Consider the following 25,774-nt stretch of genomic DNA (forward strand, 5'->3'; position numbering starts at 1 on the left):
AGTTTAAGAAATCCCTGTAATCATATTTCAAAAATTTCGTGTTGTCAAATTTTTGGTAAAAACTCTTCTATTATATGTCGCGAATTTAAGACTGGTTTGGCCCCCGCAACGATCAATTGATTGCACCCAACTGAAAATGGTGCATCAATTGGTCCAGGTACCGCCAGAACGTTGCGATTGTTTTGTAACGCGATATTAGCAGTGATCAGACTCCCAGAATGGGCCTGCGCCTCGACCACGATAACCGTTTGGCACAGCCCGGCAATAATCCGGTTACGAGCAACGAAGTGGTATGGTTCCGGACCCACCCCCAGCGGGTACTCACTGATTAGTAAACCGACCTGACTAATTTGCTGCTGTAGGTCACGGTGTTGACGGGGGTAACTAATATCCAGCCCGGTCCCAATCACCCCGATTGTCGGTAAGTTAAAACGAAGGGCGGTCCGATGTGCAAAACCATCGGCTCCCTTCGCTAGTCCACTGACAATGGTCAACTTTGCCGTTGCTAACGGTGCCAATAATTGCGTCGTGACCCGTTCCGCATACGATGTGGCCTGCCGAGCACCAACAACCGCAAGTTGACGTGTCGTTAGTAACGCACGCTGCCCGCGCAAAAACAACACTAATGGTGGTTGATAGGCTTCTAATAAGGCCGGTGGGTAATCATCATCCAAGATTGTTAAAATATCAAGCTGCGCATGGCGTTTTAGTCGCTGTTGAAACGCCATACTTTGCCAATCAGCGGTAAAACGCCCCTGCTGACTAGCAGTTAAATGGGCCAACTTACCTAATCGGCGGGGATCAGTGACGACCGTCTGAACCTGCCGACAGTGTTGTAACACGCGTACCATCCCGGCATACCCGATGCCGTGCGCTAAATGTAATCGAATCAATAAACTTCTTAATTGCATGTTATCACGACTCCTTAAGTTCGCCCTTGTTGACATTAGTCGTCAACGGAACGGCTTCTTTAAAGAGTAGTTACGGATTTAGACCCGCTTAGCATTTCGAACCGGTGAAAAAGATTGGCGATGAATCGGCGTAGCGCCGAGACTGGCCAACCCGGCCAAATGCTTAGCAGTCCCGTAGCCCATATTATCAGCAAAGTCGTACCCGGGATACACTTGATCATACATTGTCATTAAGTGATCCCGGACGACTTTGGCGACAATACTAGCCGCCGAGATGCTCGCGCTTTTCGCATCGCCCTTGATTAGACGGGTCTGTTCAATTGGTACCGGCACCTGCATCGCATCAACTAGTAAACGTGTTGGCCGGACGGACAGGTTACGGACGGCTTGGGCCATTGCGACTCGGGTCGCCTCATAAATGTTTAATTGATCAATTTGTTGGGCATCCGCAACGCCGATTCCCACGGCGACCGCTTCTTCTAGGATCCGTGGCATCAGGGCCGCCCGTTTCTTAGCGGTTAATTGCTTTGAATCATTGACTTCTAGCAAATCAAAATGATCGTCCAAGACTACAGCGGCAGTTACGACTGGTCCAGCTAACGGGCCGCGACCAACTTCATCGATCCCAGCAACGTATTGTCCGCCGTGGGCCCAAAAATCCCGTTCTAAACGCATATGTTGATTAAAACGTGTCACTAACGCCGCCTGTTTTTCAGCTTGTCGCAAATAGTGTTGATAAGCCTGTTGCACGCCCTTGCGAGGATCGGCTTGAGCCGCGGCTAGAAGCGATACCGTTGGTTGGTCAGCCAGTAGCCGTTTAAAATCCGCAATCGTTCGTTCAGGCATCGGGTTGATCCCCCGTTAAGTCGAGCGTAAAACGACCGAGCCGGCCCTTGCGAATATCTAAGAGGAAGGCCACGCAGAAACGTTCCCAGTCATCGCGCATCCCCGCATTTTTCGTCATCGCAATCAGTAATTCCGGATTTGGTAAGGTTAACTGCTCAGCCGTCAAATGATAACGATCGACTAAGCGTGCCGCGTAGTGCTGCTTGAAGAAGTCCAAGGCAAACAAAGCGACGTCATCGTTAGGATAGATATTTTCCTTAATCGCACCCGTGACGGCCAGCTTGGTACCAACGACTTGGTCTTCAAACTTCGGCCATAAAATCCCTGGGGTGTCGAGTAATTCCAATTTATTGGACGCTTTGAGCCACTGTTGGCCCTTGGTAACGCCCGGACGATCACCGACTTTGGCAATTTTTTTATTGACAATATGGTTTAATAAGGTCGATTTACCAACGTTGGGGATACCGACACAAACTGCGCGGATTGGCCGATTAGTAATGCCACGGGCCGCAATTTTTGCTAACTTGTCAGCTAACATGTCACTAGCCGCTTGCGTCATTTGTTTACCAATCGTACGGCTACGTGAATCGACCGCGATCGCAACTTGACCCTGGTCTTCGTAATACTTGACCCAGTCAGCTGTCGCTTGGGGATCTGCCAAGTCCTTCTTGGTCATAATTAAGAGGTGTGGTTTTTGTTGGACCGTTTTTTCAATTTCTGGATTCCGGGAAGCCACTGGGATCCGGGCGTCGACCAATTCAAAAACAATATCAACTAAATGTAAATTGTCCTGAATTTGATGAATCGCCTTGGCCATGTGACCTGGGTACCATTGAATATTTGCCATTACGTTGTGCTCCTTTTTCTCGTGGCGTGAATGCCTTCAAACTTTGATCATTGTTAAAATTCTTTAACGGCACTGGCTGTCAAGCCGATGCTGCTAGCTCCAGTGGCGACATGCTTAAGTGCTGTGCACCAACCGCCACTAATGCATTCATTCAACGAAATCGTTGGTCGCTATGCCGCCCATGAACTAAAATACCGGACGCTTGCTAGTCCAGGACTGGCATGATGCAGCAATCTATATTTTACCATGTTTACACCGACCATGCTTTGAAACCGACCATTGATCTGCTGCCCAATACTTCCACACGTTAATTTAGCTAACCGGAACATCGACCCCATTTTATTGGCTGCAAGCTTGCGGTAGCTGTCAATTAGCTCGTTAGTCCAAGCACATCGCATAACCGTCCTTAACGTTAACGTCCACCGATACGATCATACACACAGTTCACCTACTACAACTGCAAATAAGCGCGACGTCACAGCCTTCATCATCAAGATGGCCGCAACATCGCGCTTGTTTGATTGTCGTTTGATAGCCGTCAGCTAATTAACTGACGTGACTTAATCCCAGAATTTAGCCGCAATCTTTTGTCCCTGATCAATCTTTGCCCACTGCTGAGCCGCCGTTAACTCGTTGCCTGAGTCACACGAAGCGAAGCCGCATTGATGAGATAAATATAACTGGTTCTTATTCAAAATTTGACTAGCTTGCGTCAGTAACCGTAACGCGCGATCTTCATCATCTAAGGTATTGGTCTTACTGGATAACAGGCCCAAGACGACTTCCACATTCGGCCGGTCCTCAAGTACCTTGAGCGCTGAAAGATCACCGGCGCGGTCATCGTCCCATTCAAGGAAGAAACGGTCGTAGTGTTGGTCATGCAGGAATTTCTTAGCAATCGTATTGTAACTGCCTTCTGCAAAGTGCCGACTTTCATAATTACCACGACAATTATGCGTCCAAACTTTCAACCCTAATTGATGGCCAAAATCAACTAACTCATTATTGGTGTTGACGGCTACATCAGCTAATTCTTGGAGACTGCCATTTCCAGCACCAAAGGGACTTTGCTGATTATCACTGGCAAACACTTCCCACAAGCAGTCATCGAATTGGATGATTTTGCCACCCGCAGCTTGATAATCCGTTAAGAATTCTTTATACGCCCCGAGTAAGCCTGCATGCAAGTCATCAACAGTTTTGTAAATCTGGTCAGGGCCATATAGCTTATCGATGTATCCAAACTCAACAAAGGCGTGTGCGGGACTCCAGATCGTTAATTTAACGTCATTACCATCGGCTTGTGACTTAAGTTGCTGATAAATATCAATAAAATGATGATGCTTGCCAGAAAGTGGTGCTGTGATTTCAATGCCAATATCTTTACGTGTTTCAAAATCACTGCCGTCATGATCGCGAAAATTATAACCTTCATCCGCAATAAACCGCCGAACACCACTAAACCCCCAAATAAAATCCAAATGCCACATTGACTTCGTATATTCGCCATCCGTTAGCACATCAATCCCATGCGCCTTTTCGGTGGCAATCACCGTCTTCACTGCCGCTGTTTCGGCAGCCTGGTAGCCCGGCAAAGCCTCATAAAATGGGTATTGAATATCGTCACGATGTTCGATTTGATTTTTATAAGTAAGTAAACTAGCCGGGCGTAAGAGTGAGCCGACCAATTGGAAATGTGTTTTTGTCATAATGTAATCATCCTCCGTGTCTGTCTTAATGAGTTTATTATAACAATCTGATTAAAAAATAGATAAGACTGATTGCATTGATGATATAATAGGCAATACCTATAACCTAAATAATTTATTCAATCACACCAGCTACAATCATGCGTTAATTAGATACTGAAACCAGACATTTCTCAGGAGGTGCACTTAATGCGTATTCAACAATTGCGCTACTTAGAAAAAATTGCCACGACTGGCTCGATCAACGAGGCGGCCAAACAGTTATTTATCAGCCAACCCTCATTATCCCAAGCAATGAAAGAACTCGAAAAGGAATATCAAGTACAGCTGTTTTATCGTCATAAAACGGGGATCACTTTGACGGATACGGGCCGTGAATTCATTAACTATTCTCGCAGTGTCCTCGACCAAGTTAATTTACTCAACGAACATTTTGGTCAGGGAACCGTTCGCAAGCGTATCTTTAGTGTCTCTGCGCAACACTATGCGTTTGTCGTGAACGCCTTTGTCGAATTAGTCAAGGAAATTGGTGGCGATACCTATCAGTTCACATTACGCGAGACTGAAACGGCCAACGTGCTCAATGACGTTCAGACTTTGAAAAGCGAGCTCGGCGTCATTTATCTTAATAAGTTCAATCAGACCGTGCTTAGCCGTTTAATTGCTGACAAAGACTTAAGCTTCGTACCGCTATTCGAGGCTCGCCCGCATGTTTTCGTCGGTCGTGATAACCCATTAACGCACAAGCAAGAACTGACTTTGGATGACCTACGAGACTATCCCTACCTCTCTTATGAGCAAGGCGATACGAGTTCCTTTTATTTTGCAGAAGAAATCCTCAGTACGCTACCTCATAAAAAGCATATCCGCATCAGTGATCGGGCAACGATCTTCAACTTGATGGTGGGTTTAAACGGCTATACGATCAGTTCAGGCATCATCAGCAGTGAACTCAATGACGAAAAAATTGTGGCGATTCCACTAAAAGTGGATGATGCAATGACCCTTGGATACCTGCGCCATAAGAAAATCGAATTGAGCGCTACGGCCCAGCGCTATTTGACACTATTGAAACAGCACATTCAAGGATATGGCTTTGACGTTTTTAATAATAATTGACTGATCGACACATGACGTGACTGAATTCATTTTTTGTTAACAACATACAGTGGCGGGTTGTTTTTTGCAATTTGATCAAGGCTTTAATGTCCAAACCGCAATCGCCTTCACTAAAGCAGGACACCTAAACCATTTAAACATCATATATATCCTTTTTCAAAACCCCCGCTGAGTATGGATTAACTCAGCGGGGATATCAGTTTTTTTATCTTAATTTATTGATGAGATTTCAACACACTCAAAATTCAATCAATCTTGTTCATAATAATATGCATTTAAAGTATATGTTTTAATAGGGGTAATCTGTAATTCATATTTTTCAACTAAATCAGCTAACTCCTGACCATCAATTAGTGTTACCGTATTATTTCCCTGCATCGCCTTAGCTTTAGCTCGGTTAGTGAAATGACTAGTTGTCACAAAGATACCATATTCAGCATTAAAACTATCCATGACGCCCTTAAATTTATCAATTTCAGGTTCGGATACCTGGTCCTGCGTATACCGTTTGCACTGTATTGCCACCCGGCTAGTACGAAACTCGTCGGATTTAAAATAGCCAAAGCCATCGATACCGTGATCAGCTGAACGTACCACACCACGATTTTTATCAATGGTCACACCCATTTTTGAAATCAATGCTCGCGAAAAGTTTTCAAACTTTCCAGAATTGAATTTTTTTAAACATTCAATTAAATCACTCTTCCATTGTGATTCATCTGCATCTTGTCGCGACTCTGGATCATCGATTACGACCAGATCCTCATCCCTATCTGCCAACTTGTCATCAGATTCCTGCATTGCTGTTAATTTCCGATGTACTCTTTCACGTGTCTTTTGATTCCAATAGTTCGTAACTAGTTGGGTTTGTTCAGAGGTCGGATAATTTGATAATTCAGCAGTTCTGCCGATACTTGTCAGTGAAATTTCCTTTCCCCATTACATGGAACTAATATAGCCAACTGTAAGTAGATTTTTTAACCCAAAGTTGAAATCGTATAGGAAGGGATTATACGCTCTTCCGGTCCGTGCACTGACTTTAGTATCATAGACATCCTCATACTTCAGATTAACATATTCATTTGTAGCAATTGTCTGGCGTATTATTTTTCGTGAGGCTGTTCCACCAAGTTCCCGTAGTGCTAAAACGATTGCCTTCTCTACATTCCAACGCTTATAACTCATCTCAAATGCCAACTTTCAAATTTAATGCCAACTATTTTTTGACACAGCAAACTGTCAATATTCGGCTTCAAAATTTATTCTATCATGTTTGAATTAGTCTTGCGTTGTGCGTTTCCCCATCTAACCAACTAAGATCACGAAAAAATACGACATTCAGGTTGAATGCCACATTTTAGTTTGGTTTAGCTACTTGTTTGTTCCAACATCCAATGCATGTTTGGCCGCAAGCGCACGACCAAAATCAGTTTCATCAAAATGATCAATGATTTGCTGAAGCGCGGTCGCACTTAAACTGGCCCCAAATAACGGACTGCCGGGTTCAGTCATAATACCATCCGCCAGTCGGGGATAGCTAATGGGATCAAACCCAAGCGTCTCCACAAAGTGGGCCACAGTTGCTACGGCTTGGGGCTCATCACCAGCTACCAATAGGGCCTTCCGCGCCGGATCGCCATTAGGTCTGGCGTCTTCTTGCAGATTATGATAACCCATATGGTTCAGTGTTTTAACCAGATGGCTCCCTTTGAAGTATTGCTGGACTTGTTCGCTGGAGGACGTCTGGGGATCCAGAACTTCTTCCCGTACCCCGTCTGTTTCCCACCAATAATTCATAGCGTCAATTACAAGTTTGCCATCAAGCGCCGTAGCCGGGATTTGCCGGTAACGACTCAGCGGCAATGCTAAAATAATTAACTCACTGTTGGCGATGACATCCTGATTTTCCGCCGCAATTGCACCCGGAACTAGTGTTTGAATCGTTAGTTCAATTTTGCTTACTTTGCCAGAGCCCGAAATGCGAACGTCATACCCGGCCGCCAATGCCAGTTCCGCTAAGACGATACCAACTTTACCGGCGCCGAGGATTCCAACGTTTTTGACTGTCATTTGGTCGTCACCTGCTTCGCTTGTAAAATAGTTTTAACTTGTGGAATCACCTGTGTCGCATACAATTCAATCATCCGTTCACGTTGAGCCGCCGTTTGATTACCGGCCCCGTATACCAAGTCAAAGCGCCCCAGCCCTAGTGTTTCAATCGTCGTCGCGATCCGTTGCGCAACCACGGTCGGCGTCCCAACATAAAACGACCCGTATTTGGTTTCACGGTCAAATTGTTCGTGACTCATTGGCGCCCATCCCCGGGTCAATCCAATGCGATCAAAATTAGCTTTGATATTTTGATAAGCCACCGTCAAGGCCTCATCCTGATCATCCGCAATGAATCCATGTGAATGCACCGCAATCGGATAAGCTGGCTGATTGAACTTTTTAGCGGCTTCATGATACAGCTTGATATACGGTTTAAATCGGTCCGCCCGACCACCGATGATTGCAATGATGACTTTATAGCCAATCTTAGCCGCGCGAATAATTGATTCTGGTGAACCACCAATCCCAATGTAAGTCTCAAGTTCACCAGTAGCTGTCTTTGGATACACGTCTTGATTCGTTAACGAAGCCCGAAACTTACCCGACCAAGTCACCGGCTTTTCCGTTCGCAATTGGTCATATAGTGCGAGTTTTTCGTTAAATAGGTCATCATAATCCGTCAAATCATAGCCAAATAACGGGAACGATTCGGTAAACGACCCCCGTCCTAACATCACTTGGGCGCGCCCATTAGACAGACCGTCTAACGTTGCAAACCGTTCATAAACTCGAACCGGGTCATCGGAACTCAGCACCGTTACTGCTGACGCTAATTTGATGTGCTGGGTCACGGCAGCGGTGGCTGCTAACACCGTTTCCGGACTTGAGACACTGTAGTCTGGTCGGTGATGTTCACCAATGCCAAAAACATCCAGCCCATACTGATCCGCTAACTGAACTTCGCGCACGATTTGGCGCAATGACTCTCCCGCCGACTGTAAACTACCATCCGTGTTCGCCACAATATCCCCAAATGTTTCTAACCCAAATTCTAGTTGATTAACATCAATCATCTTAATGCCCCCATTACTTTTGTTTTACTTACTTTTAGTAAGTTGTTGATGTTAATATATCGTATTATCTCTTTAAATGCAACTGATAGGCACAGCTTGACAGTCACCTTCAATCATGATTAAAACAATCTGCCAATTGGATGAATTCCGGTTCGGTAGTAATTCAGCGATACAAGCATCGCACAGAATAAAAAGAGGTATTCAATTAGAATACCTCTCCGTAAGTTGTTCCGAACCAATCATCATTGCAAAAATCAAGTTTGCACATGCTATCTAGCTCTGGGCCTGCCGTTGCGTCTCATGACGTTGTGCCCATAAGTTGATCACTAAAGCGACGATCATTAATCCGAACGCAACAATCATGATATTTTGTAGTCCAGTGTGTAAGATGCCACGCATCATCGGCACTAGGTGCGCTGGTAGCCGGCCCGCCCGACTAGCATCACTTAACTGGTTCATCATCGCCATGGTGATTTTACCATCCGATCGTGCCACCCCACTAGTCAGAGCTTGGTTCATGATTAGCCCAAAGATAGCCGTGGTAAACGTCTGGCTGAGCATCCGAATCAAATAACTAAACGAAGTCGCAACTGGAATGTCACGTTGATCAGCGTCTACTTGGACCTTAACCTGCAGCTCATTAAAGCAGGCCCCATTGCCCCAACCTTCAAAGAAGCCAGCTAAGAGTAAGACCCAGTATGGAAGCTTAACACCGCCAATCATCAATGGAACGAAGGTCAGCGTCAAAATGATAATATTGATCGTCAAGACGCGATGGGGCGTCAAGTGCCGCCGCATGCGGGGAACTGATTCACTACCCCCAAAATTAGCAAAAGCACTTGGAATCTGCGTGGCTCCCCCAATTAACGCTGACGTCCCTAGCAAGCCCTGAGCCCACATCGGACTGTACGTCAAAAAGGCAACGAACGCGCCCCAAATAAGCACAAATAAGACGAAATCGACCACTAACGGCGCGTTCTTAAACAGGCGGCCCGGAATAACCGGGTCCACAGCGCGACGTTCCACGATGGTTAAACTGCCCAACACAATGAGCGCCCCCACGATCACGATCGCGACAATCCATAACGACACCATGCCGATCAGTTCAATACCACCAAGCAAACTGATGATCCCAACCGCCATCAATAACGCCCCTGCACGATCCATTGGTTGCAAGTTATGTTCCCGCTTAGGTTCTTGATAGAAGATTTGTAACAGCACGGCTGAGACAATCCCAATTGGTACGTTGAGGTAAAAGATCCAGTGCCAAGACCACACATCGACAATCACACCACCGACCATGGGGCCAATAATCGTTGCCATACTAAAGCAAGCCGAGACTAGTCCCAGTGCCCGCATTCGATCACGCGGATTCTTAAAAATGTCCGCATACATGATGTAAGGTAAGGAAATCATCCCCCCGTTGCCGAGACCCGCAACACCCCGAGCAATAATCAAAAACCAGATGTTGGGTGCTAATCCTTGTAGTAAGGAGCCGACAATAAAGAGTGCCGTCGTCATTTGATAAGCTCGCTTATTACCAAAGCGCTCACCCATTTTTGACCAGATCAAGGTCGAAACTGCCGTTCCTAGTAAGAAAACAGCGACGATCCACGCCATTAACCGTAGACCGTGTAAATCCGCAATAATTGCTGGTAGCGCCGTATTGACATTCGTACTATCGATACCAGCCATAACGTTCGATAGTAACAGGGCGCCCTGAACAAAATAAATGGCCCGTCGATTCACAACAAAACTTCTTTCTATAATTGCTAAACATCTCGCCAGTCGTTCAGCTAAAAGTTACCTCAATCCAACCCGTTGAAATTCACTATTTCATACTGATCAATTAACGCACAATTTCTAGTATACCGCTTTACCCCCACCGCAAGGCAAGTCTAAATCTTGATTTAAATTCATGATGAACAAGACTTTCCACTGCCGATTTATAAAGCCACCCGTGACAAGCCATTTTTGAGCCTAATTCGTAGATCCACCTCCATCTTGTCAAAGCTTCGTTGACGGTACCGCATTAAAATTCCGCAACTAAAAAGGCATAACCGAAAGCCATGCGGATTTCGGTTACGCCTTTTAAAATATACGAATCAGCTTTGAACTAATTTGTCTTTTCAATCAATTTCATTGCTGCATCGTAAGCCCGATCATTATCACTGATCTTATTAGCTAATTCAGTCTCGATCTTAGTCAGTGTCTGTTTATCGACCTTGCCATTGACCGTTAACTTGGCATGCTTTTGATACTGCTTGACCGCACTGGTGGTTGAATCACCAAAGTAGCCATTAACGGTTCCTTTAAAGTAACCTAAGGCTTGCAAGTACTTCTGGAACGTCTTGACATTGCTATTGACCTTGTCAGCTTGTAAATCACTGACCTTGCTAATAACCGTCAAGCTTGCATAACTCGGCTCATCAGCTTTAACATCAGGTGTCAAGCCCTTCTTGTTGATCCAAGTGCCGTTTGGTGTCAGCCACTTCGCGACCGTGATCTTCATCTCAGTCTTATCATTAAAAGTCGTCACCGTTTGAACGGTCCCCTTACCATATGACTGTGACCCGACCAGTTTAACACCTGCCGATTGATGCAAGGCTGCGGAGAAGATTTCAGCTGCCGAAGCACTCCCACCATCAATTAAGACGGTCGTTGGCTTCGTTTCTTTAAAGCCACCATCATACTTCTTGGACGCCGTGTATTTTTCGGTCGAACCATCGCGTGCTTGGACCTGCATGATCGTCTTACCATTCTTCAAGAAGATTGAGGCCATCTTCAAGGCAGCCGTCATCAACCCGCCAGGATTACCACGCATATCGATGACTAACTTCTTGGCCCCCTTCTTATCGAGTGCCTTCAACGCCGTCTTAAATTCCTTAGCAGTATTCGTCGAGAAGGTCGATACCGTAATATAACCGATCTTCTTATCGCCACCGACTAACTTATAATCAACGGTCGTCACTGGAATCTTAGCCCGCTTCAAACTTACGGTAAAGGTTTGACCACTGCGTTCAATCGTCAATTTGACCGTCGTACCGATCTTACCACGCATCATGCTAACGGCTTGTGTCAAGGTCTTACCGGCCACTGACTTGCCATTGACCGCCTTAATAATGTCCTTCGGTTTCAAACCAGCTTTCTTAGCTGGCGTACCAGCAATTGGTGAAATAATTTGAACATAGTTGCCAGATTTTTGAACCTGGGCACCAATTCCAGAAAACGAACTGTCGATCGTGTCATTCAAGCTTTCCGTCTCGCTCTTGTCCATGTACTCGGAAAATTTATCACCTAACGAATTGACCATGCCGTTAATGGCACCGTTGGCCAACTTATTCGCATTGACCGGTTTGTAGTAATTCTCATTGATCGTTTCATAAACTGATTCGATCTTTTTCATTGCTTTACTAGTCTGCTGCATACTGCTGAGCTGGGCATTGACTTGCCGACCAATCAGCCAGTACGTCCCACCCACCCCAATGCCTAATGCGACGACAATGGAAATAATATAGGTCCATAGACCAACGCGTCGCTTGGGCCGGGGCACTTTTTTTATGTGCGGATTAGTTTGTTTGGGTTCCTCTGGCATACCGAACGTCCTCTTTCCTACAAATTAATTTAAGCTTCACTTGCCAAATAGGCTTGCCACGCGTCATCAAAGACCGTCATCGTTGGCAAATAACCAGCGTTCAATTCCAAATATTGTGAGAGTTCGTGAAAATCTTTACTCTGCTTTGGAAACGATTGATCCAAAAACGCATTATTGGCAAATTCGGCAATGGCATCGGTACTGTCTGGGTTCCGTTGCGTCATCAAGAATGTATAAAATGTTTTATGCATGAATTCACTCCTTAGTCACTAGTTTTTGGAATATGCATTTCGAACTTGAACTGATTATTCTTCAAATCAAGCTTATCTACACTATAACGAACATCATGTTTACCAACTAATTTATTCAAGTAGAGGTCGATTGTCTTCTTCTTGGCATTCAACTTGACCCACTTAGGTGTCTTGTAATTATTATTAATATAATTAATCACAAAGCTGATTGGCAAGGACATCGTCCCGACCGATAAATTGGTTGCTTTCAACGAAATATTGCCGTTATCGATGACACTTGGTTGCATCGTGATCACAAACGACACGTTCTGACCCAGTACCTGCGTCGTTCCGAGCAAATAAGCGCCGGTAGACCGGACCACGAAGCGATATTTCATGTCTTGGCCCTTTTGTAGATCATTCAAATAATAACTCGCAAGGGCGTTTAATTGTTTTCGATTCATTGTAATCGGCACACTAGCCGCATCCGTATTGCTTGCAGCCGTCAAACTAGTGCTTTCGCTAGGCGATCGTAAGACCTGGGTGCCGACGTAAGCACCGGTGCCGACAATCAACGCAATCAAGACAACGGCGACCCATTTCCAAACATTGATTGGACCGTTTGTCTTCGGATTTTTAGGTGCTGATGCCTGCTTGTTTCGTTGTGCTTCCCGCATCTCATTACCTCCCTATTTTTTGATTAACCACGCATCATGGGCCATCATGGTCTGATACAGTTTGGTTGTAAACACACGATACCCCCGCTTATTGGGATGGAAATTATCAGCAGTCGAAATCAAATCATTCGTCTTGTTTTCTGTCTCTAAAGCGCCAGTAATGGCCTTTGAGCTGGTTAAGCTAGTTAAGGTCGTGGCACTCGCTGCTTTCTTCAACTTGCGAATCTGGGCTGCCGTCTTGTACTGGCCGTGTGACATGGTCCAATTGATATCCATAAAATACGTGTGCTTGTATTGACTAACCGTCGTCTGTGTCTGATCATTCCACTGGCTAATGTAGTGCGTGATCGACGTCACATTTGGAAAGTTCACATAAATTGGATTATAGATGCTAAAGACAAAAACTGACGCAGTGCCATTCAAACTTTGTAATTTATTAAATAATTTAGTTAGTTTATTCGCATATAAAGTTTGCGCTTTAGCAACCGTCGCGTTATTTTTGGCCGTATTGTTAGAAGTTAGGGACCCTTCGAGCGTTTGCAAGAGGTCGTTACCGCCAACCGTCACAGTAATCACATCCGCCTTGGCAATTTTCTGTTGTAACACTTTCGACTTATTAATGCGTGCTAAAATCTGGTCACTCCGATCACCGGACTTACCAGCATTCGTGGTCGTCACCTTCAGCTTTTGCTTAGTCGTCAACGTTTTTTTGATCTGACCAACGTAGCCACCCTCGGACTCATCGCCGACCCCTTCGGTTAAGGAGTCACCGACCGCGACCAAGTTGATTTTCGCCTTTTGGGGCGTCTTCTTGGCAGTGGTCTTTTTAGTCGTTGTTGGGGTAGTCGTCGCCGATTCATTTTGCGGATGCAGCAGATAATTGACCCCGAAAAACACCCCGACCGCTAACACCGCCACCACTAAAATGATTTTGATGGTTTCTTTAACTTTGGACATTGGCATCCAACCTTTCTTCACCGTTGAGCAGTCCATTTAATCAGAGCTAACTCATCTTTGAACAATAAAATGGTCACCATCCCCTGTTGGGACGATCACCATTTGCCATTAGTGCTCGTAGACAAGTCGCCTGTGGGACACCGCTCACTTTACGCTGGCGCTTGCGTATGATATTCCACGGCAAACGCACCCGGGCCACCATGGGTCGCAATAATTGGCACCGTTGGTTGAACACTGATCTTGAGACTTGGTAAAGCCGCTTGTAGGCGCGCCCGATATTCTTCCACGCGCTCCGTGGCGCCAACGTGAGAGATTGCAACTTCGGCGACGTTCGGCGTTGCAATAATATCGTCGAGAACCTTATCAAAAAACTTATTAATCGCCTTAACACCGCGCCCCTTCATCTTCACATCTAGGGTGCCGTCATCAACTTCCAAGGCAATCTTAACATTCAGTAGCGTACTGATTGCCCCCGTCAGACGACTGATTCGACCACCAGCAACGAGGTTATTCAGGGTCATTACGCCCATGAATAGCTTTGTATGGGCCTGAGTCGCATGAATCTGATCGATGACCGCCTGTTTGTCAGCACCACTCTGGGCTAACTTAGCAGCAGTCAAAACTTGAAAGGCCATCGCACGGTCGGTCGTCCGAGCGTCGATCACGGTGACATCGGTCTTCGTAATCGAAGCCGCTTGTTCCGCCGTGTGCACTGTTCCTGAAATGGCTTCGAGCATATTGATACAAATCACACTCGCGCCATCCGCACCTAACTTATCAAACGTTTCAATGAACGTTCCGAGTGCCGGTTGGCTCGTCTTTGGTAAAGATTTAGCCGTTGCCATCTTGTCAATAAATTCTTCACGCGTAATCGTTTCATCTTCCACGTAAATGGTGCCATCGATCATGACAGTCAACGGAATCACGGTAATATCGTATTTTTTTACCTCGGCATCCGTCAAATTTGCCGAAGAATCGGTCACAATCTTGATTTTCGTCATACTTTGCCACGCTTTCTTATACTTGTAACGTTTAAACGATCGTTACAATAAAATTAATGCTTTCAGTATAGCAGAAATCTGCCTGAGTTTCACGGTTGCCACTGAATTAACGACGGCGGAAATCATCAAATTCGTACGGATATTGATTTTTCTCATCCACCGTCCCAATTTGTTGGCTCACCAGCTGCCACTGCGTGTAATCCACGGCCGGCATCCAAGTATCACCATCAAACCTTGCGTTGATACGCGTCCGATATAAATAATCGGCCACCGGTAACACGGCTTCAAACACCACCGCACCACCAATGACAAAAATCGGTTCATCCGGATGGGCAGCCGCGAGTGTTTGGATCGCCGCCACATCTGCTAGTTGATGGACTTCCGGTGGCAACTTTAAATCAGACTGACGTGAGAGCACCCAATTGGTCCGCCGTGGGAGCGGGCGTTTAAAGCCCGCAAAAGTCTTGCGCCCCATCACGACATGGTGTCCGGTCGTCAGCGCTTTGAACCGCTGCATATCTGCTGGTAAATGCCAGGGAAGCTGGCCCTGGTTGCCAATCAGGCCATTTTGATCTTCTGCCCATATCAATGCAATCATTGCGGCCTCCTAAATCGCGACCGGCGCTTTGATTGCCGGTGCGGGATCATAACCACTGAGCTTGATGTCACTCATTTGGTAATCAAAAATACTGTCATGAGCCCCACTTAAAGTCAGCTGGGGTGCTGGCCGAGGTTGCCGGGTCAACTGCGTTTTAACTTGTTCCACATGGTTAGTATAAATGTGCGCGTCACCCAACGTATGCACGAACTCGCCCACTGCTAGGCCCGTCTCCTTAGCAATCAGATGTGTTAGTAACGCATAACTCGCAATATTGAATGGCACACCTAGGAAGACATCGCCTGAACGTTGGTAGAGTTGGCAAGAGAGCTTACCATCCGCGACATAGAATTGAAACAGAGTATGACACGGTGGTAACGCCATGTTCGGCACATCTTCTGGATTCCAAGCGGAAACGATTAACCGCCGCGAATCCGGATGCGTCTTGATCATTTCAATCACATTGGCAATTTGATCGATCGTCTTTCCCTGACGCGTTTGCCAGTGACGCCATTGCGCACCGTAAACGTCACCCAAATTACCATACTTGGCCGCAAACGCGTCGTCTGTCAAGATCTGGTCATCAAAGGTCTGCATCTGAGCTTGATAAATCGGCGCAAAGTCAGGATCATCTAGCCGGCGGTGTTCAAAATTCGTCATATCAGGGCCGTCATAATCGGCACTCGTAACCCAATTTTTGAACGCCCATTCGTCCCAGATATGGTTGTGATGTTGCAATAAATACTGAATATTCGTATCACCATGCAAAAACCATAGTAATTCGCTCTTGATCAGTCCAAAGGGAACTTTTTTGGTCGTCAATAACGGGAAGCCTTGACTCAGGTCAAAGCGCATCTGGTAACCAAACACACTGTATGTTCCCGTGCCGGTACGGTCATCCTTATACGTGCCGTGTTCTAAAATGGTGCGCGCGAGTTGTAAATAACTATCTTCTAACATGCGATCATCCTTTCAGGCTTCTGCATACTGGCTGAGGTAGTCCCAGCGATCCATCTTCTCATCAATCGTTTGTTCCGTCTTAGTCAATTCTTTTTGCAAATCAGCCAACTTGCCATAATCACTGGCATTGGCAGCCATCGCCGCTTCGATCTCACTCTTATGGCTATCCAATTGCTCGATAACCCCTTCGATCTTGTCGTATTCGAGCTGTTCCGCGTAAGTCAGCTTGACTTTGGCTTTCTTGGCCAATGGTGCGGTCGAGTCATCCGTGACCGGCTTAGCCGTAGTTTTTGTCGCAGTGGCCTTGGCCGCGTCTTTTTGATCCTTCAAATAACTGGAGAAACGGCCAGAATAGCGTTCAATATGCCCCTGACCATCAAAAATCAGTAGTTTCGTGCCGACCTTGTCCAAAAAATAGCGGTCATGGGAAACAGTGATGACGGTCCCGGCAAAATCATCGAGGTAGTTCTCCAACACCGTTAACGTACCAATATCCAAATCATTAGTCGGTTCGTCCAATAAGAGGACGTTCGGCTGTTGCATCAACAACTTCAGTAAGTATAGCCGGCGCTGTTCGCCCCCAGATAACTTGCGAATCAGCGTGCCGTGCATCGAACGTGGGAACAGAAACTCTTCTAGTAACTCAGTCACTGAAACATGCTCGCCCTGCTTATTCAAGACCGTCTCACCGACATCTTGCAAGTAATTAATGATGCGCTTGTCGCCCGGAATCGGTTCGGTCTGTTGAGTATAATAGGCCATCTTGACGGTCTCACCGATCGTCACGGTCCCACTATCAAGTGGCAGTCGACCCGCAATCACATTCAATAAACTAGATTTCCCGGCACCGTTGATTCCAGTGATACCGATGCGGTCATTGGCTTGGATCAACATCGAAAAGTGATCCAGGATGGTTTGCCGATCAAACTGCAAGCTCGCGTCCTTTAACTCGATCACTTTCTTACCCAAACGCTGCTGACCGAGCGAAATATCAACATCGTTATCAACTTGGAGCGTATTCAAATTATCCTTCAAATCATTGAACCGATTGATGCGCCCCTGTTGCTTCGTGCTACGCGCGGGTGCTCCCGCACGCATCCAAGCCAGTTCCTTTTTGTACAGCTGCTGTTGCTTATGTTCAGCTAACACGTCACGGGCGACCCGTTCGGCTTTCGCTTGCACGAAATCTTGGTAATTTCCCGTATACTTATGCAGCTCGCCAAATGACAATTCAAACATCTGGTTGGCGACTTGATCCAAGAAATACCGGTCATGGGTCACGACAATCAAAGCACCCTTATAACTAGCTAAATAGCTTTCTAACCACTCAATTGAGTCAAAATCAAGATGGTTGGTCGGTTCGTCTAGTAATAAAAGATCCGGTGATTGAATCAACACTTGCGCCAGGCCCACCCGCTTCTGTTGGCCCCCCGACATCTGACTGACGGTCTGCGTCAGGTCGGTAATGTGCAGTTGTGTCAAAATCGTTTTGACATCACTTTCAGCCGTCCAAGCATCTTCTTGGTTCATTCGATCCTCAGCGGCCACGTAAGCTTTTTGGGTCGCTTGGTCTTCGGGATGATCAGCATAAGCGGCCAACGTTTGCTCGTAGTGGCGAATCGCTCGAAAGACTTGCTGACTACCGGCCAAAACGGCATCAATGACTGTCAGATTCTGGTCAAGTTCCGGCTTTTGCTTTAAATAACCAATCGTATAATTTTTGGGCATCACCAGTTGACCGGCTTCCGGTGCCGTAATCCCGGCTAATACGTCTAATAAATTCGTTTTCCCGGACCCGTTAACGCCAATGACACCAATCCGGTCATGTTCATTCACAATAAATGAAATATCGTGAAATAACGTCTTCTCACCATAAGTTCGGGTCAGATTTTCTGCTCTTAAAGTTTGCATTGTTACGATCCACCCTTTTTTTACATCATTAAGTTCTATCTTAGCTAGAATCGGCTTAAAACACAACTGACAAACGCGCAAACGTTAATATTTCCTAACGATCATCGATTCGATTGGGTCGTGAGTCACAAAAAAACTCCTGAGGCTCACTCGGCCCCAAGAGTTGTTTGGCAACACCTTATTAGTTATGATCACCATAAACATCAAAGACGGTCCGTTCATCATCAACGACTAAGTGTAATTTTCCATCGCTGGCTAATGAGCTCGTCTGATAAATGTTGTCGATACCATCCGCATCCCGTGGCTTGAATGGCAAGTAAATTTGTTCACTACCACGTTCGTCGCCAAACAGGATGTCAATTTTTTCAATGTCTTGATAATGCGTCACCCGTTCAAACATCCCACTTGTCACGGATGATAGTTGGGTCGTGTCCGGATCGATCGCATCAGCGTCAGGTTTAAATTCAGCCTTAAATGATTTACAAGGATGAATGATGGTCATATGGCCACCCTTAATTCGACCGTAACTCGTCGTTACCCGGCCGATCCACAGGTCAGAGATATCTTGATGATGAACTGTCCAAGTGTCACCATTCCGAAAATGAAATTTCAATGCTTCTAATGCTCGTTCCATTCAAATCACCTCATTGAATTAGTTTCACTTTAATCGTAACAGATTCATAGAAAATATCAATGGTTTTTTGAATCCGCTACCATCCTTGCAAAATCAAGCAAAGCATCCTGCTGATTTGGGACCTGTTTCATCACCACGGCCTGTAAGCAAGCCGCTAGAATTTGACCCATCATTGGCCCAGGCGTCACCAATTTAGCTTTCAATAAATCGCCACCGTTAATGGCCAATTCATGCTTGTCATGGATTGGTAAGCTAGCATAAGCTTGCACCAATTGTGCTTGGTCCTGGCCAAAGCCTAAAATCGTAGCCACCTGATTAGCCGTTTTCAGCGCCTCTAAGCCCGTATAAAAGTTCTCCTGCGCAGTTAACTGACCGTTGTGTTTTAACGCCATCAGCGCTTTAATAGCGGCCGTCACGTGATTAATCAGCTCATTGCTCGTCTTCCACGTCTTTAACAACTGGCGAACAGCCGCTTCGTCAGTCCGTTGCATGGTCCAGCTAAGCAAGGTCCAAGTACTTTCAATACTCGGCAAATGCCAAGCTGGAAGTGCCATTAACTGCCGCAACATCGCTTCTTGATCAGCCATTGCGGGCATATAACGATACAAGTCAGTGGTCAGCAAGCCGGTCAAACCAGCAACTGGGTGCTGCCCCATCAGCAGCTTCTCCCACTCGACACGCGTCCGTTCCACGGCAATTTTCGCCAACAACGCCGCATTATCGGCAATCGCTTGTTCGGTCTGCGATTCAATGGTAAAGCCTAACTGACTTGCAAACCGAACGGCACGCATCATCCGCAGCGCATCTTCGTGAAACCGTTCTTCAGCCACTCCAACGGCGCGTAAGATTCCTTGTTCCATATCTGCTAACCCGTCAAACAGATCAATCACTTCACCGTTAGCAGTCATGGCTAAGGCGTTGATTGTGAAATCCCGGCGCTTCAGGTCCTCTTTCAATGATCGGACGAACGTAACCTGATCAGGGCGGCGAAAATCTTGGTAACCAGATTCAGTCCGAAACGTCGTCGTTTCATAACCATTGCCGTGATCTAAAATCATCACCGTTCCGTGCTCGATTCCCGTATCAACCGTCCGTTTAAATAATTGTTTGACCTCAGCCGGAAACGCGCTGGTCGCAATATCGACGTCATGTAGGGGCTTCCCCAAAATCGTATCGCGAACACACCCACCAACAAAGTACGCCTCATAGCCGGCCGCTTCGATCGTCTCAATAATCGGCTTAGCTGCTTGAAACTCAGCTGGCAACTGCGTCAAAATCATAGTAAGTGCTCCAAACCAACAAAGAGTTCGTGATACTGGTTAACTTTTTCAACCGCCACTTTGACACCAGTCATAAATGAGATCCGGTCAAAGGAATCTTGGCGAATCGTTAACCCTTCACCAGGGCCGCCAAACATGACCTCTTCGTGCGCCACTAGTCCAGGTAACCGAACCGCGTGAATCCGCATCCCTTCATATTCGGCACCACGTGCGCCAGGTAGAGTTTCAGTTGCGTCAGGATTACCTTGTTCCTTTGGTTGCCGAACTTCAGCAATCTTCTTAGCAGTACTGATAGCAGTACCACTTGGCGAGTCAATCTTATCGTCATGATGCATCTCGATAATTTCAACATCTGGGAAGTACTTCGCTGCTTGTTGGGCAAATTGCATGAGTAAGACGGCACTGATCCCAAAGTTAGGCGCAATGAGGCCGCCCACTTGCTTGTCCTTTGCTAATTTTTGCAACTCGGCAACTTGTTCATCGGTCATCCCAGTAGTCCCAATAACAGGCGAAATACCATGGTTAAGTGCAAACTTTGCATTTTCATAAACGGCGGTTGGAATCGTAAAGTCGATCCAGACCGTGGCATCCGTCTTAATTTGGTCTAAATCATGAAAAGCTGGCACGTCTTGACCCTTAAAGCGGTCGTCCTCACCTAGATTTTGTTCTCCACTGCGCGCGTCATAGACCCCAACCAATTCAAAATCAGGATTATCAATGACCATCTGAGCAGCCGTACTACCCATCCGACCCTTATAGCCGGCAACAATTACTTTTACCACAATAAATTCCTCCTCAAGATTAAGCTAATTATATTTTAGCAGACAATTGCCAAATTAGGCAGGAGAATCCTCGCCGAACCTGTTTAAACTGTTAAACTACCCCCATTTTGTTCGTACCCAATGACTAAAACGGTCCCGCTAATTAACTTGCTACTTTGTGAGACGAGCCACGTCCGTCCTATAACACTGATATGAATAAAAAATAGTGTCTGACTCAAAGCGTAGTCCCGCTCGGTCGAACACTATTTGCTTATATATTTCGGCCGTCAACAACACCTGGTGACGCTAAATTAACGTGTCAATCGTCGCTAACACCCCATCATGATTATTGTCATGTGACGTAAGGTACGTAGCCATCTCTTTGACAGGTGCAATCGCATTTTGCATCGCAAAACTGTAATCGGCCTCCCGTAGCATTTCAAGATCATTACCGTTATCACCGAACGCGGCCGTTTGACTAGGGACAACGTGCCAATGCTGCTGGAGATAAGCAAGCCCGGTTGCCTTGTTAACATGTGGTGGAATGACGTCAAGCCCATTACCACCGCTGACAGTTGCACGTAACCGGCCAGCAAATTGCTGATTGATCAAAGCGGCGTGCGCATCAGCATCCGTGGCTTGCCAACTAAAAGTCGCTTTATAGATATGGTCATCAATTGCTGATAGCGATGGCACCACTTGCAGCCGGCTCAAATAGTACCGCATGATCGGACTGTCATCTTGGGGCCGAATATATGCCCCTTGCTTGCCGGAGACCGAGATCTCAGCACCAGCTAGTGCTGGTTCAGTCGCCACGTAAACTAACAGTTCCTGATAAAGCGCCGGCTCAATCAGGCTTTCAGCCAACACGTTGCCGTGATTATCAATGACTAACCCGCCATTTTCAGCCACATACGTCAATTCACCATTGATCCCGTCAAAAACATCAATACAATGTTGCAGCTGATTGCCGCTCGCCACAACAAAGTGCTGGCCCTGAGCATTCATTTGATCCAACTGGGCCTGAAACCGATGGTGATCAAACTGATGGTCGTCTCTCAAAAACGTGCCATCTAAATCGGTGGCAATAATAGCTACTTTCACGATAGTAAACGCCTCACTTAAATTTGGTATACGTTCATTTTACCAAAATTGAAAGTGGTTTCAATAACTTTAGAAATGAAGCCTCTCAGCAAATGGTGAAGAACTAAAGGCCTAGTAGCCCTGATCCTCGTAGTCTTCTAGCATCGCAACCATTTCACCATCATCTGGTTCAATCGTTAGATAATTCCGCAACGCTGCCACGGCACTGTCGGCCATTCCTGCTTCGCGGAAGAAATAAATTGCTGGCTTAAGGAAATCCTTGTTATGTTCAAAGAACGGATAAGCCGCTTCGTAATTATCCTTAGCCGCCTGAAAATGATCGAGCCGGTCATTAGAGATTGCCAAGTTCCAGTAGAACTGCGGATCAAACTCATTACTTTGCAAATATTGATCTAACAAGTCGATATTGTCTTGATAACGTTCCCGCTGAACTAACAAATTAGACAGTTCCAATACCGTAGTCAAGTTATCAGGGTCAATACTCAAGCCTTCCCGCAAATACTTTTCAGCTAATTCCTGATCGTCTAATTTCAAGGCTAAGCGGGCAGTTTGCAAGTACAGCTGCTCATTGTACTGGTCGACCGCTAAACCTTCTTGTAAGGTCAATAACGCCTTGTCCAGTTGATGAAGTTGCTCTTGGGCCTGGGCCAAGTATGGGTACAGGGACGCATACTGATTGTCTTGTTCCCGCAGTTTGTCGAAGATATCAACAGCTTTCTGAGGTTCGTTTAATTGCAAATAAGTGAAGCCTAATTCAAACTGGCTGTCCGGCGTGAGCTTGGCAGGCTTGATTTGTTCTAAATAACCCACCGCCTGCTCAAAGCGCCCGGACTCAGCATAAGCCACCCCTAGTCGTTCAACTAAGTTAACTTTAGAGATCTCTAGTTGTCCCTGCTTGATCAAGTCCAAGTAGAAGCGAGTCGCCTGACCGTAGTTACGAATCAAGAAGTAAAATTCTGCGAGCGCAAATTCGACAACTGGTTCGTCCGGTGCCAGCTGATAGGCTTCCTTGAGTTTTTGCTCACTGACTTCAAATAACTCTTGGGTCTGGTATAGATCGGCCTCAACTAACAACGCTTGAACGTATGCCGGTGAGTCTGGCTTAACTTGTTGTAAATAGTCGAGTGCCAGGTCCGTATCGTCCTCATCGATGGCAATATCAGCCAGACTTGTCCGTAAGTCGTCCTCATCCGGATACTTAGCCAGTAACTTCTTATAAGTCCGTTCCGCTTGCTTTAAAAAGCCCAAACCGTACAATTCTTCAGCCAGACTATACAGCGTCTGGTCATCGTCCTTACGTAAGGCCCATGCAAAGTGCTTTTTGGCCGTGTCAATTTGCCCGTTTGATAGTGCTGCGAGCATTTTTTCTGAATAACTCATTACACCCATCCTTTAAACCACTAAGAAACGACTTCATTTAGTCGCCATGGTTTCATCATTTATTTCAATAGTCAGCCTGATATCGTCACATGGGATACCAGCTGTTAATCACTTGAACTGACAGTCTATCATACCGCAGACGACAGCAAAAAAGCCAGTATAACGGTCGCTATACTGGCTTTCATGTTTGCATTTCATTAACTGATATGCATTATTTAACTGCGTCCTTTAAAGCTTTCCCTGGCTTAAATGCAGGTACTTTGCTTGCAGGAATTTGGATTTCGTCACCAGTTTGTGGGTTACGGCCCTTACGAGCTGCACGTTCACGTACTTCAAAGTTACCAAATCCGATCAGTTGAACTTTTTCACCCTTTGCAAGAGTGTCTTGGATTGATGCAAAGACTGCGTCAACTGCAGCAGTTGCGTCTTTCTTCGTTAAGTTAGTTGCCGCAGCAACGTTGTTAACTAATTCAGCTTTGTTTGCCATGTTTGATTCACCTCCCCGTTACAGAGTGAAGGATCGCCGTGCTTTTTAACATCGTTGATCCAGATGATCATTTTTGAGTGGTCCAAAAATGAGAGAAACGATAACAAGCATCATTTCTTCATCAAAGATAGCATAGGAATGCTGTAATAGCAAGCTTTTTTAGCCTTTTCAGCGAAAATAGCGCAAAAAGATGATAATCGTTTACATCAATCAAATAATGTGCTAAAATGCTGACTTTACGCGCTTTAGCCTACTTACGTCGCCGTTCGATCATGTGGATCGGCGTACCACTAAAATCAAAGGCATTCCGAATTTGATTTTCAAGGAAGCGTTCATATGAAAAGTGCATCATATCAGGGTCATTCACGAAGACCACAAAAGTTGGGGGTTGAATCGCCACCTGAGTGGCATAGTAAACCCGTAGCCGCTTACCATTGTCACTCGGTGTCGGATTCATCGCAATCGCATCCATAATAACGTCATTTAAAACGGACGACTGAATCCGCCGCATATGGTTCATATTGACTTTCTTAATCAACGCGGGTAGTTGCTCCAAACGTTGATTAGTCTTAGCAGAGACAAAAATAATCGGCGCATAGCTCAAGTAAACGAACTGATCACGAATATATGCTTCGAATTCTTGCATGGTGTGGTTGTCTTTCTTAACCAGATCCCACTTATTGACCACGATGATAATACCCTTACCCGCTTCATGCGCATAACCAGCAACCCGCTTATCCTGCTCACGAATGCCTTCTTCACCATTGATGACAAAGAGTGCCACGTCACTATTATCGATTGCCTTGAGCGCACGCATAACGCTATAACGCTCGGTATTTTCGTAAACTTTTCCTTTTTTACGGATACCGGCCGTATCGACCATCACAAACCGGTCACCATCCTGATCAGTAAACTTGGTATCAATGGCATCCCGGGTTGTCCCGGCCACGTCAGAAACGATGACCCGGTCTTCACCCAGCAAGGCGTTGACAATTGATGACTTACCCACGTTCGGGCGGCCAATCAAACTGAAACGAATCGTCCCCGGTTCGTCCTCCCCACTTTTTTCAGGAAAGTTTTTGATAACAGCATCGAGCAAGTCCCCAAGTCCGAGTCCATGCGCACCTGAGATAGGGTACGGATCGCCAAAGCCAAGGGAATAAAAGTCATAGACTTCACTCCGAAGTTCAGGGTTATCGACTTTATTAACACCCAGCACGACCGGTTTGTTCGACCGGTACAAGATTTGGGCAACGTGTTCATCAGCGTCCGTGACGCCTTCTTTGATGCTAACTAAATAAATAATGACATCAGCTTCATCGATTGCAATTTCGGCTTGCTGTGTGATCTGTTTAATGAATGGGGCATCTTCGATATCGATCCCACCCGTATCGATCAAACTGAATTCTTGACCAAGCCATTCACTGTTGGCGTAAATCCGGTCACGGGTCACACCCGGTGTATCTTCAACAATCGAGATCCGATCACCCGCAATCCGATTAAAAATCGTGGATTTACCAACGTTTGGTCGCCCAACAATGGCGACGACTGGTTTTGCCATATTAATTCCTCCTTTACCCTCGTAGCGTCAGGTTCCTGCTACGAGTCTCAAATTAATTGGTAACACCAACTAATCTGTTCC

General features: G+C 46.0%; 23 protein-coding genes and 1 pseudogene. 1 reads left to right on the forward strand and 23 read right to left on the reverse strand.

Going from position 1 to position 25,774, the window contains the following annotated elements; all coding sequences use genetic code 11:
• Nucleotides 1-44: 44 nt before the first annotated feature.
• The 4 genes from dprA to ACOV1R_RS02995 form a co-directional block, all read right to left on the reverse strand.
• Complete coding sequence (gene dprA, locus ACOV1R_RS02980) at nucleotides 45-911, reverse strand: DNA-processing protein DprA (RefSeq protein WP_003640564.1); 867 nt, start codon at nucleotides 909-911, stop codon at nucleotides 45-47.
• Between the two features lie 78 nt (nucleotides 912-989).
• Entirely contained in the window at nucleotides 990-1,757 is a 768-nt protein-coding gene (locus tag ACOV1R_RS02985; protein ID WP_015380381.1) for a ribonuclease HII, read from the reverse strand.
• The gene (gene ylqF / locus ACOV1R_RS02990; protein WP_003644425.1) at nucleotides 1,750-2,604 is read right to left on the reverse strand and encodes a ribosome biogenesis GTPase YlqF; all 855 of its coding nucleotides are present in this window, start codon (nucleotides 2,602-2,604) and stop codon (nucleotides 1,750-1,752) included. Before ylqF ends, ACOV1R_RS02985 begins: the two co-directional genes overlap by 8 nt.
• Before the next feature lie 560 nt (nucleotides 2,605-3,164).
• Complete coding sequence (locus ACOV1R_RS02995; RefSeq protein ID WP_003640567.1) at nucleotides 3,165-4,313, reverse strand: cobalamin-independent methionine synthase II family protein; 1,149 nt, start codon at nucleotides 4,311-4,313, stop codon at nucleotides 3,165-3,167.
• A gap of 189 nt (nucleotides 4,314-4,502) precedes the next feature.
• Between ACOV1R_RS02995 and ACOV1R_RS03000 the strand changes: the two genes are divergently transcribed.
• Nucleotides 4,503-5,432, forward strand: a complete 930-nt coding sequence (locus ACOV1R_RS03000; RefSeq protein ID WP_013355560.1) for a LysR family transcriptional regulator — start codon at nucleotides 4,503-4,505, stop codon at nucleotides 5,430-5,432.
• A 249-nt stretch (nucleotides 5,433-5,681) separates the two neighbouring features.
• Here the strand turns inward: ACOV1R_RS03000 and ACOV1R_RS03005 are convergent.
• From ACOV1R_RS03005 to der, 19 genes and pseudogenes are all read right to left on the reverse strand, one after another.
• A pseudogene (locus ACOV1R_RS03005) lies at nucleotides 5,682-6,617 on the reverse strand (restriction endonuclease).
• A gap of 186 nt (nucleotides 6,618-6,803) precedes the next feature.
• Complete coding sequence (locus tag ACOV1R_RS03010) at nucleotides 6,804-7,502, reverse strand: NADPH-dependent F420 reductase (protein WP_128485032.1); 699 nt, start codon at nucleotides 7,500-7,502, stop codon at nucleotides 6,804-6,806.
• The gene (locus tag ACOV1R_RS03015; RefSeq protein WP_021357062.1) at nucleotides 7,499-8,557 is read right to left on the reverse strand and encodes an LLM class flavin-dependent oxidoreductase; all 1,059 of its coding nucleotides are present in this window, start codon (nucleotides 8,555-8,557) and stop codon (nucleotides 7,499-7,501) included. The genes ACOV1R_RS03010 and ACOV1R_RS03015 overlap by 4 nt, the downstream gene beginning before the upstream one ends.
• A 273-nt stretch (nucleotides 8,558-8,830) precedes the next feature.
• Nucleotides 8,831-10,306 (reverse strand): MFS transporter, encoded by a 1,476-nt coding sequence (locus ACOV1R_RS03020; RefSeq protein WP_003640572.1) that lies wholly within the window; start codon nucleotides 10,304-10,306, stop codon nucleotides 8,831-8,833.
• Between the two features lie 367 nt (nucleotides 10,307-10,673).
• On the reverse strand, nucleotides 10,674-12,152 hold the full coding sequence (locus ACOV1R_RS03025) for a S41 family peptidase (RefSeq protein ID WP_003640573.1): 1,479 nt from the start codon (nucleotides 12,150-12,152) through the stop codon (nucleotides 10,674-10,676).
• 29 nt (nucleotides 12,153-12,181) lie between these two features.
• A complete protein-coding gene (locus ACOV1R_RS03030) occupies nucleotides 12,182-12,403 on the reverse strand; it encodes a YozE family protein (RefSeq protein WP_003640574.1) in 222 nt (73 codons plus the stop codon).
• 11 nt (nucleotides 12,404-12,414) lie between these two features.
• A complete protein-coding gene (locus ACOV1R_RS03035; protein ID WP_003640575.1) occupies nucleotides 12,415-13,059 on the reverse strand; it encodes a YpmS family protein in 645 nt (214 codons plus the stop codon).
• 12 nt (nucleotides 13,060-13,071) lie between these two features.
• A complete protein-coding gene (locus tag ACOV1R_RS03040) occupies nucleotides 13,072-14,016 on the reverse strand; it encodes an SGNH/GDSL hydrolase family protein (protein ID WP_043993018.1) in 945 nt (314 codons plus the stop codon).
• A 149-nt stretch (nucleotides 14,017-14,165) separates the two neighbouring features.
• Nucleotides 14,166-15,017, reverse strand: a complete 852-nt coding sequence (locus ACOV1R_RS03045) for a DegV family protein (protein WP_003640577.1) — start codon at nucleotides 15,015-15,017, stop codon at nucleotides 14,166-14,168.
• A 106-nt stretch (nucleotides 15,018-15,123) separates the two neighbouring features.
• Nucleotides 15,124-15,615 (reverse strand): dihydrofolate reductase, encoded by a 492-nt coding sequence (locus tag ACOV1R_RS03050; protein ID WP_003640578.1) that lies wholly within the window; start codon nucleotides 15,613-15,615, stop codon nucleotides 15,124-15,126.
• Nucleotides 15,616-15,624: 9 nt separating this feature from the next.
• Nucleotides 15,625-16,575: a thymidylate synthase gene (locus ACOV1R_RS03055; RefSeq protein ID WP_003640579.1), complete on the reverse strand. Its 951-nt coding sequence runs from the start codon at nucleotides 16,573-16,575 to the stop codon at nucleotides 15,625-15,627.
• 12 nt (nucleotides 16,576-16,587) lie between these two features.
• Complete coding sequence (locus tag ACOV1R_RS03060) at nucleotides 16,588-18,486, reverse strand: ABC-F family ATP-binding cassette domain-containing protein (RefSeq protein ID WP_217203162.1); 1,899 nt, start codon at nucleotides 18,484-18,486, stop codon at nucleotides 16,588-16,590.
• Nucleotides 18,487-18,667: 181 nt separating this feature from the next.
• On the reverse strand, nucleotides 18,668-19,120 hold the full coding sequence (locus ACOV1R_RS03065) for a hypothetical protein (protein ID WP_003640581.1): 453 nt from the start codon (nucleotides 19,118-19,120) through the stop codon (nucleotides 18,668-18,670).
• Between the two features lie 56 nt (nucleotides 19,121-19,176).
• Entirely contained in the window at nucleotides 19,177-20,400 is a 1,224-nt protein-coding gene (locus ACOV1R_RS03070) for a CCA tRNA nucleotidyltransferase (RefSeq protein ID WP_015380389.1), read from the reverse strand.
• Nucleotides 20,397-21,182 (reverse strand): 4-hydroxy-tetrahydrodipicolinate reductase, encoded by a 786-nt coding sequence (gene dapB, locus ACOV1R_RS03075; RefSeq protein ID WP_003640583.1) that lies wholly within the window; start codon nucleotides 21,180-21,182, stop codon nucleotides 20,397-20,399. Before dapB ends, ACOV1R_RS03070 begins: the two co-directional genes overlap by 4 nt.
• A gap of 285 nt (nucleotides 21,183-21,467) precedes the next feature.
• On the reverse strand, nucleotides 21,468-22,265 hold the full coding sequence (locus ACOV1R_RS03080; protein ID WP_015380391.1) for a Cof-type HAD-IIB family hydrolase: 798 nt from the start codon (nucleotides 22,263-22,265) through the stop codon (nucleotides 21,468-21,470).
• 111 nt (nucleotides 22,266-22,376) lie between these two features.
• A complete protein-coding gene (locus ACOV1R_RS03085) occupies nucleotides 22,377-23,645 on the reverse strand; it encodes a tetratricopeptide repeat protein (protein ID WP_003644434.1) in 1,269 nt (422 codons plus the stop codon).
• A 211-nt stretch (nucleotides 23,646-23,856) separates the two neighbouring features.
• Entirely contained in the window at nucleotides 23,857-24,132 is a 276-nt protein-coding gene (locus ACOV1R_RS03090; protein ID WP_003640587.1) for an HU family DNA-binding protein, read from the reverse strand.
• 250 nt (nucleotides 24,133-24,382) lie between these two features.
• Nucleotides 24,383-25,693: a ribosome biogenesis GTPase Der gene (gene der / locus ACOV1R_RS03095; RefSeq protein WP_016511644.1), complete on the reverse strand. Its 1,311-nt coding sequence runs from the start codon at nucleotides 25,691-25,693 to the stop codon at nucleotides 24,383-24,385.
• Nucleotides 25,694-25,774: the final 81 nt, after the last annotated feature.

The organism is Lactiplantibacillus sp. YT640, assembly GCF_049745435.1.
Classification (GTDB): Bacteria; Bacillota; Bacilli; order Lactobacillales; family Lactobacillaceae; genus Lactiplantibacillus; species Lactiplantibacillus plantarum.

Bases quoted from the DNA above. Each gene is read 5' to 3' on its own strand.
- ACOV1R_RS03085 (WP_003644434.1), bottom strand. From the start codon at position 23,645: ATGAGTTATTCAGAAAAAATGCTCGCAGCACTATCAAACGGGCAAATT.
- ACOV1R_RS03040 (WP_043993018.1), bottom strand. From the start codon at position 14,016: ATGTCCAAAGTTAAAGAAACCATCAAAATCATTTTAGTGGTGGCGGTG.
- dprA (WP_003640564.1), bottom strand. From the start codon at position 911: ATGCAATTAAGAAGTTTATTGATTCGATTACATTTAGCGCACGGCATC.
- ACOV1R_RS03010 (WP_128485032.1), bottom strand. From the start codon at position 7,502: ATGACAGTCAAAAACGTTGGAATCCTCGGCGCCGGTAAAGTTGGTATC.
- ACOV1R_RS03060 (WP_217203162.1), bottom strand. From the start codon at position 18,486: ATGCAAACTTTAAGAGCAGAAAATCTGACCCGAACTTATGGTGAGAAG.
- ACOV1R_RS03070 (WP_015380389.1), bottom strand. From the start codon at position 20,400: ATGATTTTGACGCAGTTGCCAGCTGAGTTTCAAGCAGCTAAGCCGATT.
- ACOV1R_RS03025 (WP_003640573.1), bottom strand. From the start codon at position 12,152: ATGCCAGAGGAACCCAAACAAACTAATCCGCACATAAAAAAAGTGCCC.
- ACOV1R_RS02985 (WP_015380381.1), bottom strand. From the start codon at position 1,757: ATGCCTGAACGAACGATTGCGGATTTTAAACGGCTACTGGCTGACCAA.
- ylqF (WP_003644425.1), bottom strand. From the start codon at position 2,604: ATGGCAAATATTCAATGGTACCCAGGTCACATGGCCAAGGCGATTCAT.
- ACOV1R_RS03035 (WP_003640575.1), bottom strand. From the start codon at position 13,059: ATGCGGGAAGCACAACGAAACAAGCAGGCATCAGCACCTAAAAATCCG.
- ACOV1R_RS03090 (WP_003640587.1), bottom strand. From the start codon at position 24,132: ATGGCAAACAAAGCTGAATTAGTTAACAACGTTGCTGCGGCAACTAAC.
- ACOV1R_RS03050 (WP_003640578.1), bottom strand. From the start codon at position 15,615: ATGATTGCATTGATATGGGCAGAAGATCAAAATGGCCTGATTGGCAAC.
- ACOV1R_RS03045 (WP_003640577.1), bottom strand. From the start codon at position 15,017: ATGACGAAAATCAAGATTGTGACCGATTCTTCGGCAAATTTGACGGAT.
- ACOV1R_RS03015 (WP_021357062.1), bottom strand. From the start codon at position 8,557: ATGATTGATGTTAATCAACTAGAATTTGGGTTAGAAACATTTGGGGAT.
- ACOV1R_RS03055 (WP_003640579.1), bottom strand. From the start codon at position 16,575: ATGTTAGAAGATAGTTATTTACAACTCGCGCGCACCATTTTAGAACAC.
- ACOV1R_RS03000 (WP_013355560.1), top strand. From the start codon at position 4,503: ATGCGTATTCAACAATTGCGCTACTTAGAAAAAATTGCCACGACTGGC.
- ACOV1R_RS02995 (WP_003640567.1), bottom strand. From the start codon at position 4,313: ATGACAAAAACACATTTCCAATTGGTCGGCTCACTCTTACGCCCGGCT.
- ACOV1R_RS03065 (WP_003640581.1), bottom strand. From the start codon at position 19,120: ATGGAACGAGCATTAGAAGCATTGAAATTTCATTTTCGGAATGGTGAC.
- ACOV1R_RS03030 (WP_003640574.1), bottom strand. From the start codon at position 12,403: ATGCATAAAACATTTTATACATTCTTGATGACGCAACGGAACCCAGAC.
- der (WP_016511644.1), bottom strand. From the start codon at position 25,693: ATGGCAAAACCAGTCGTCGCCATTGTTGGGCGACCAAACGTTGGTAAA.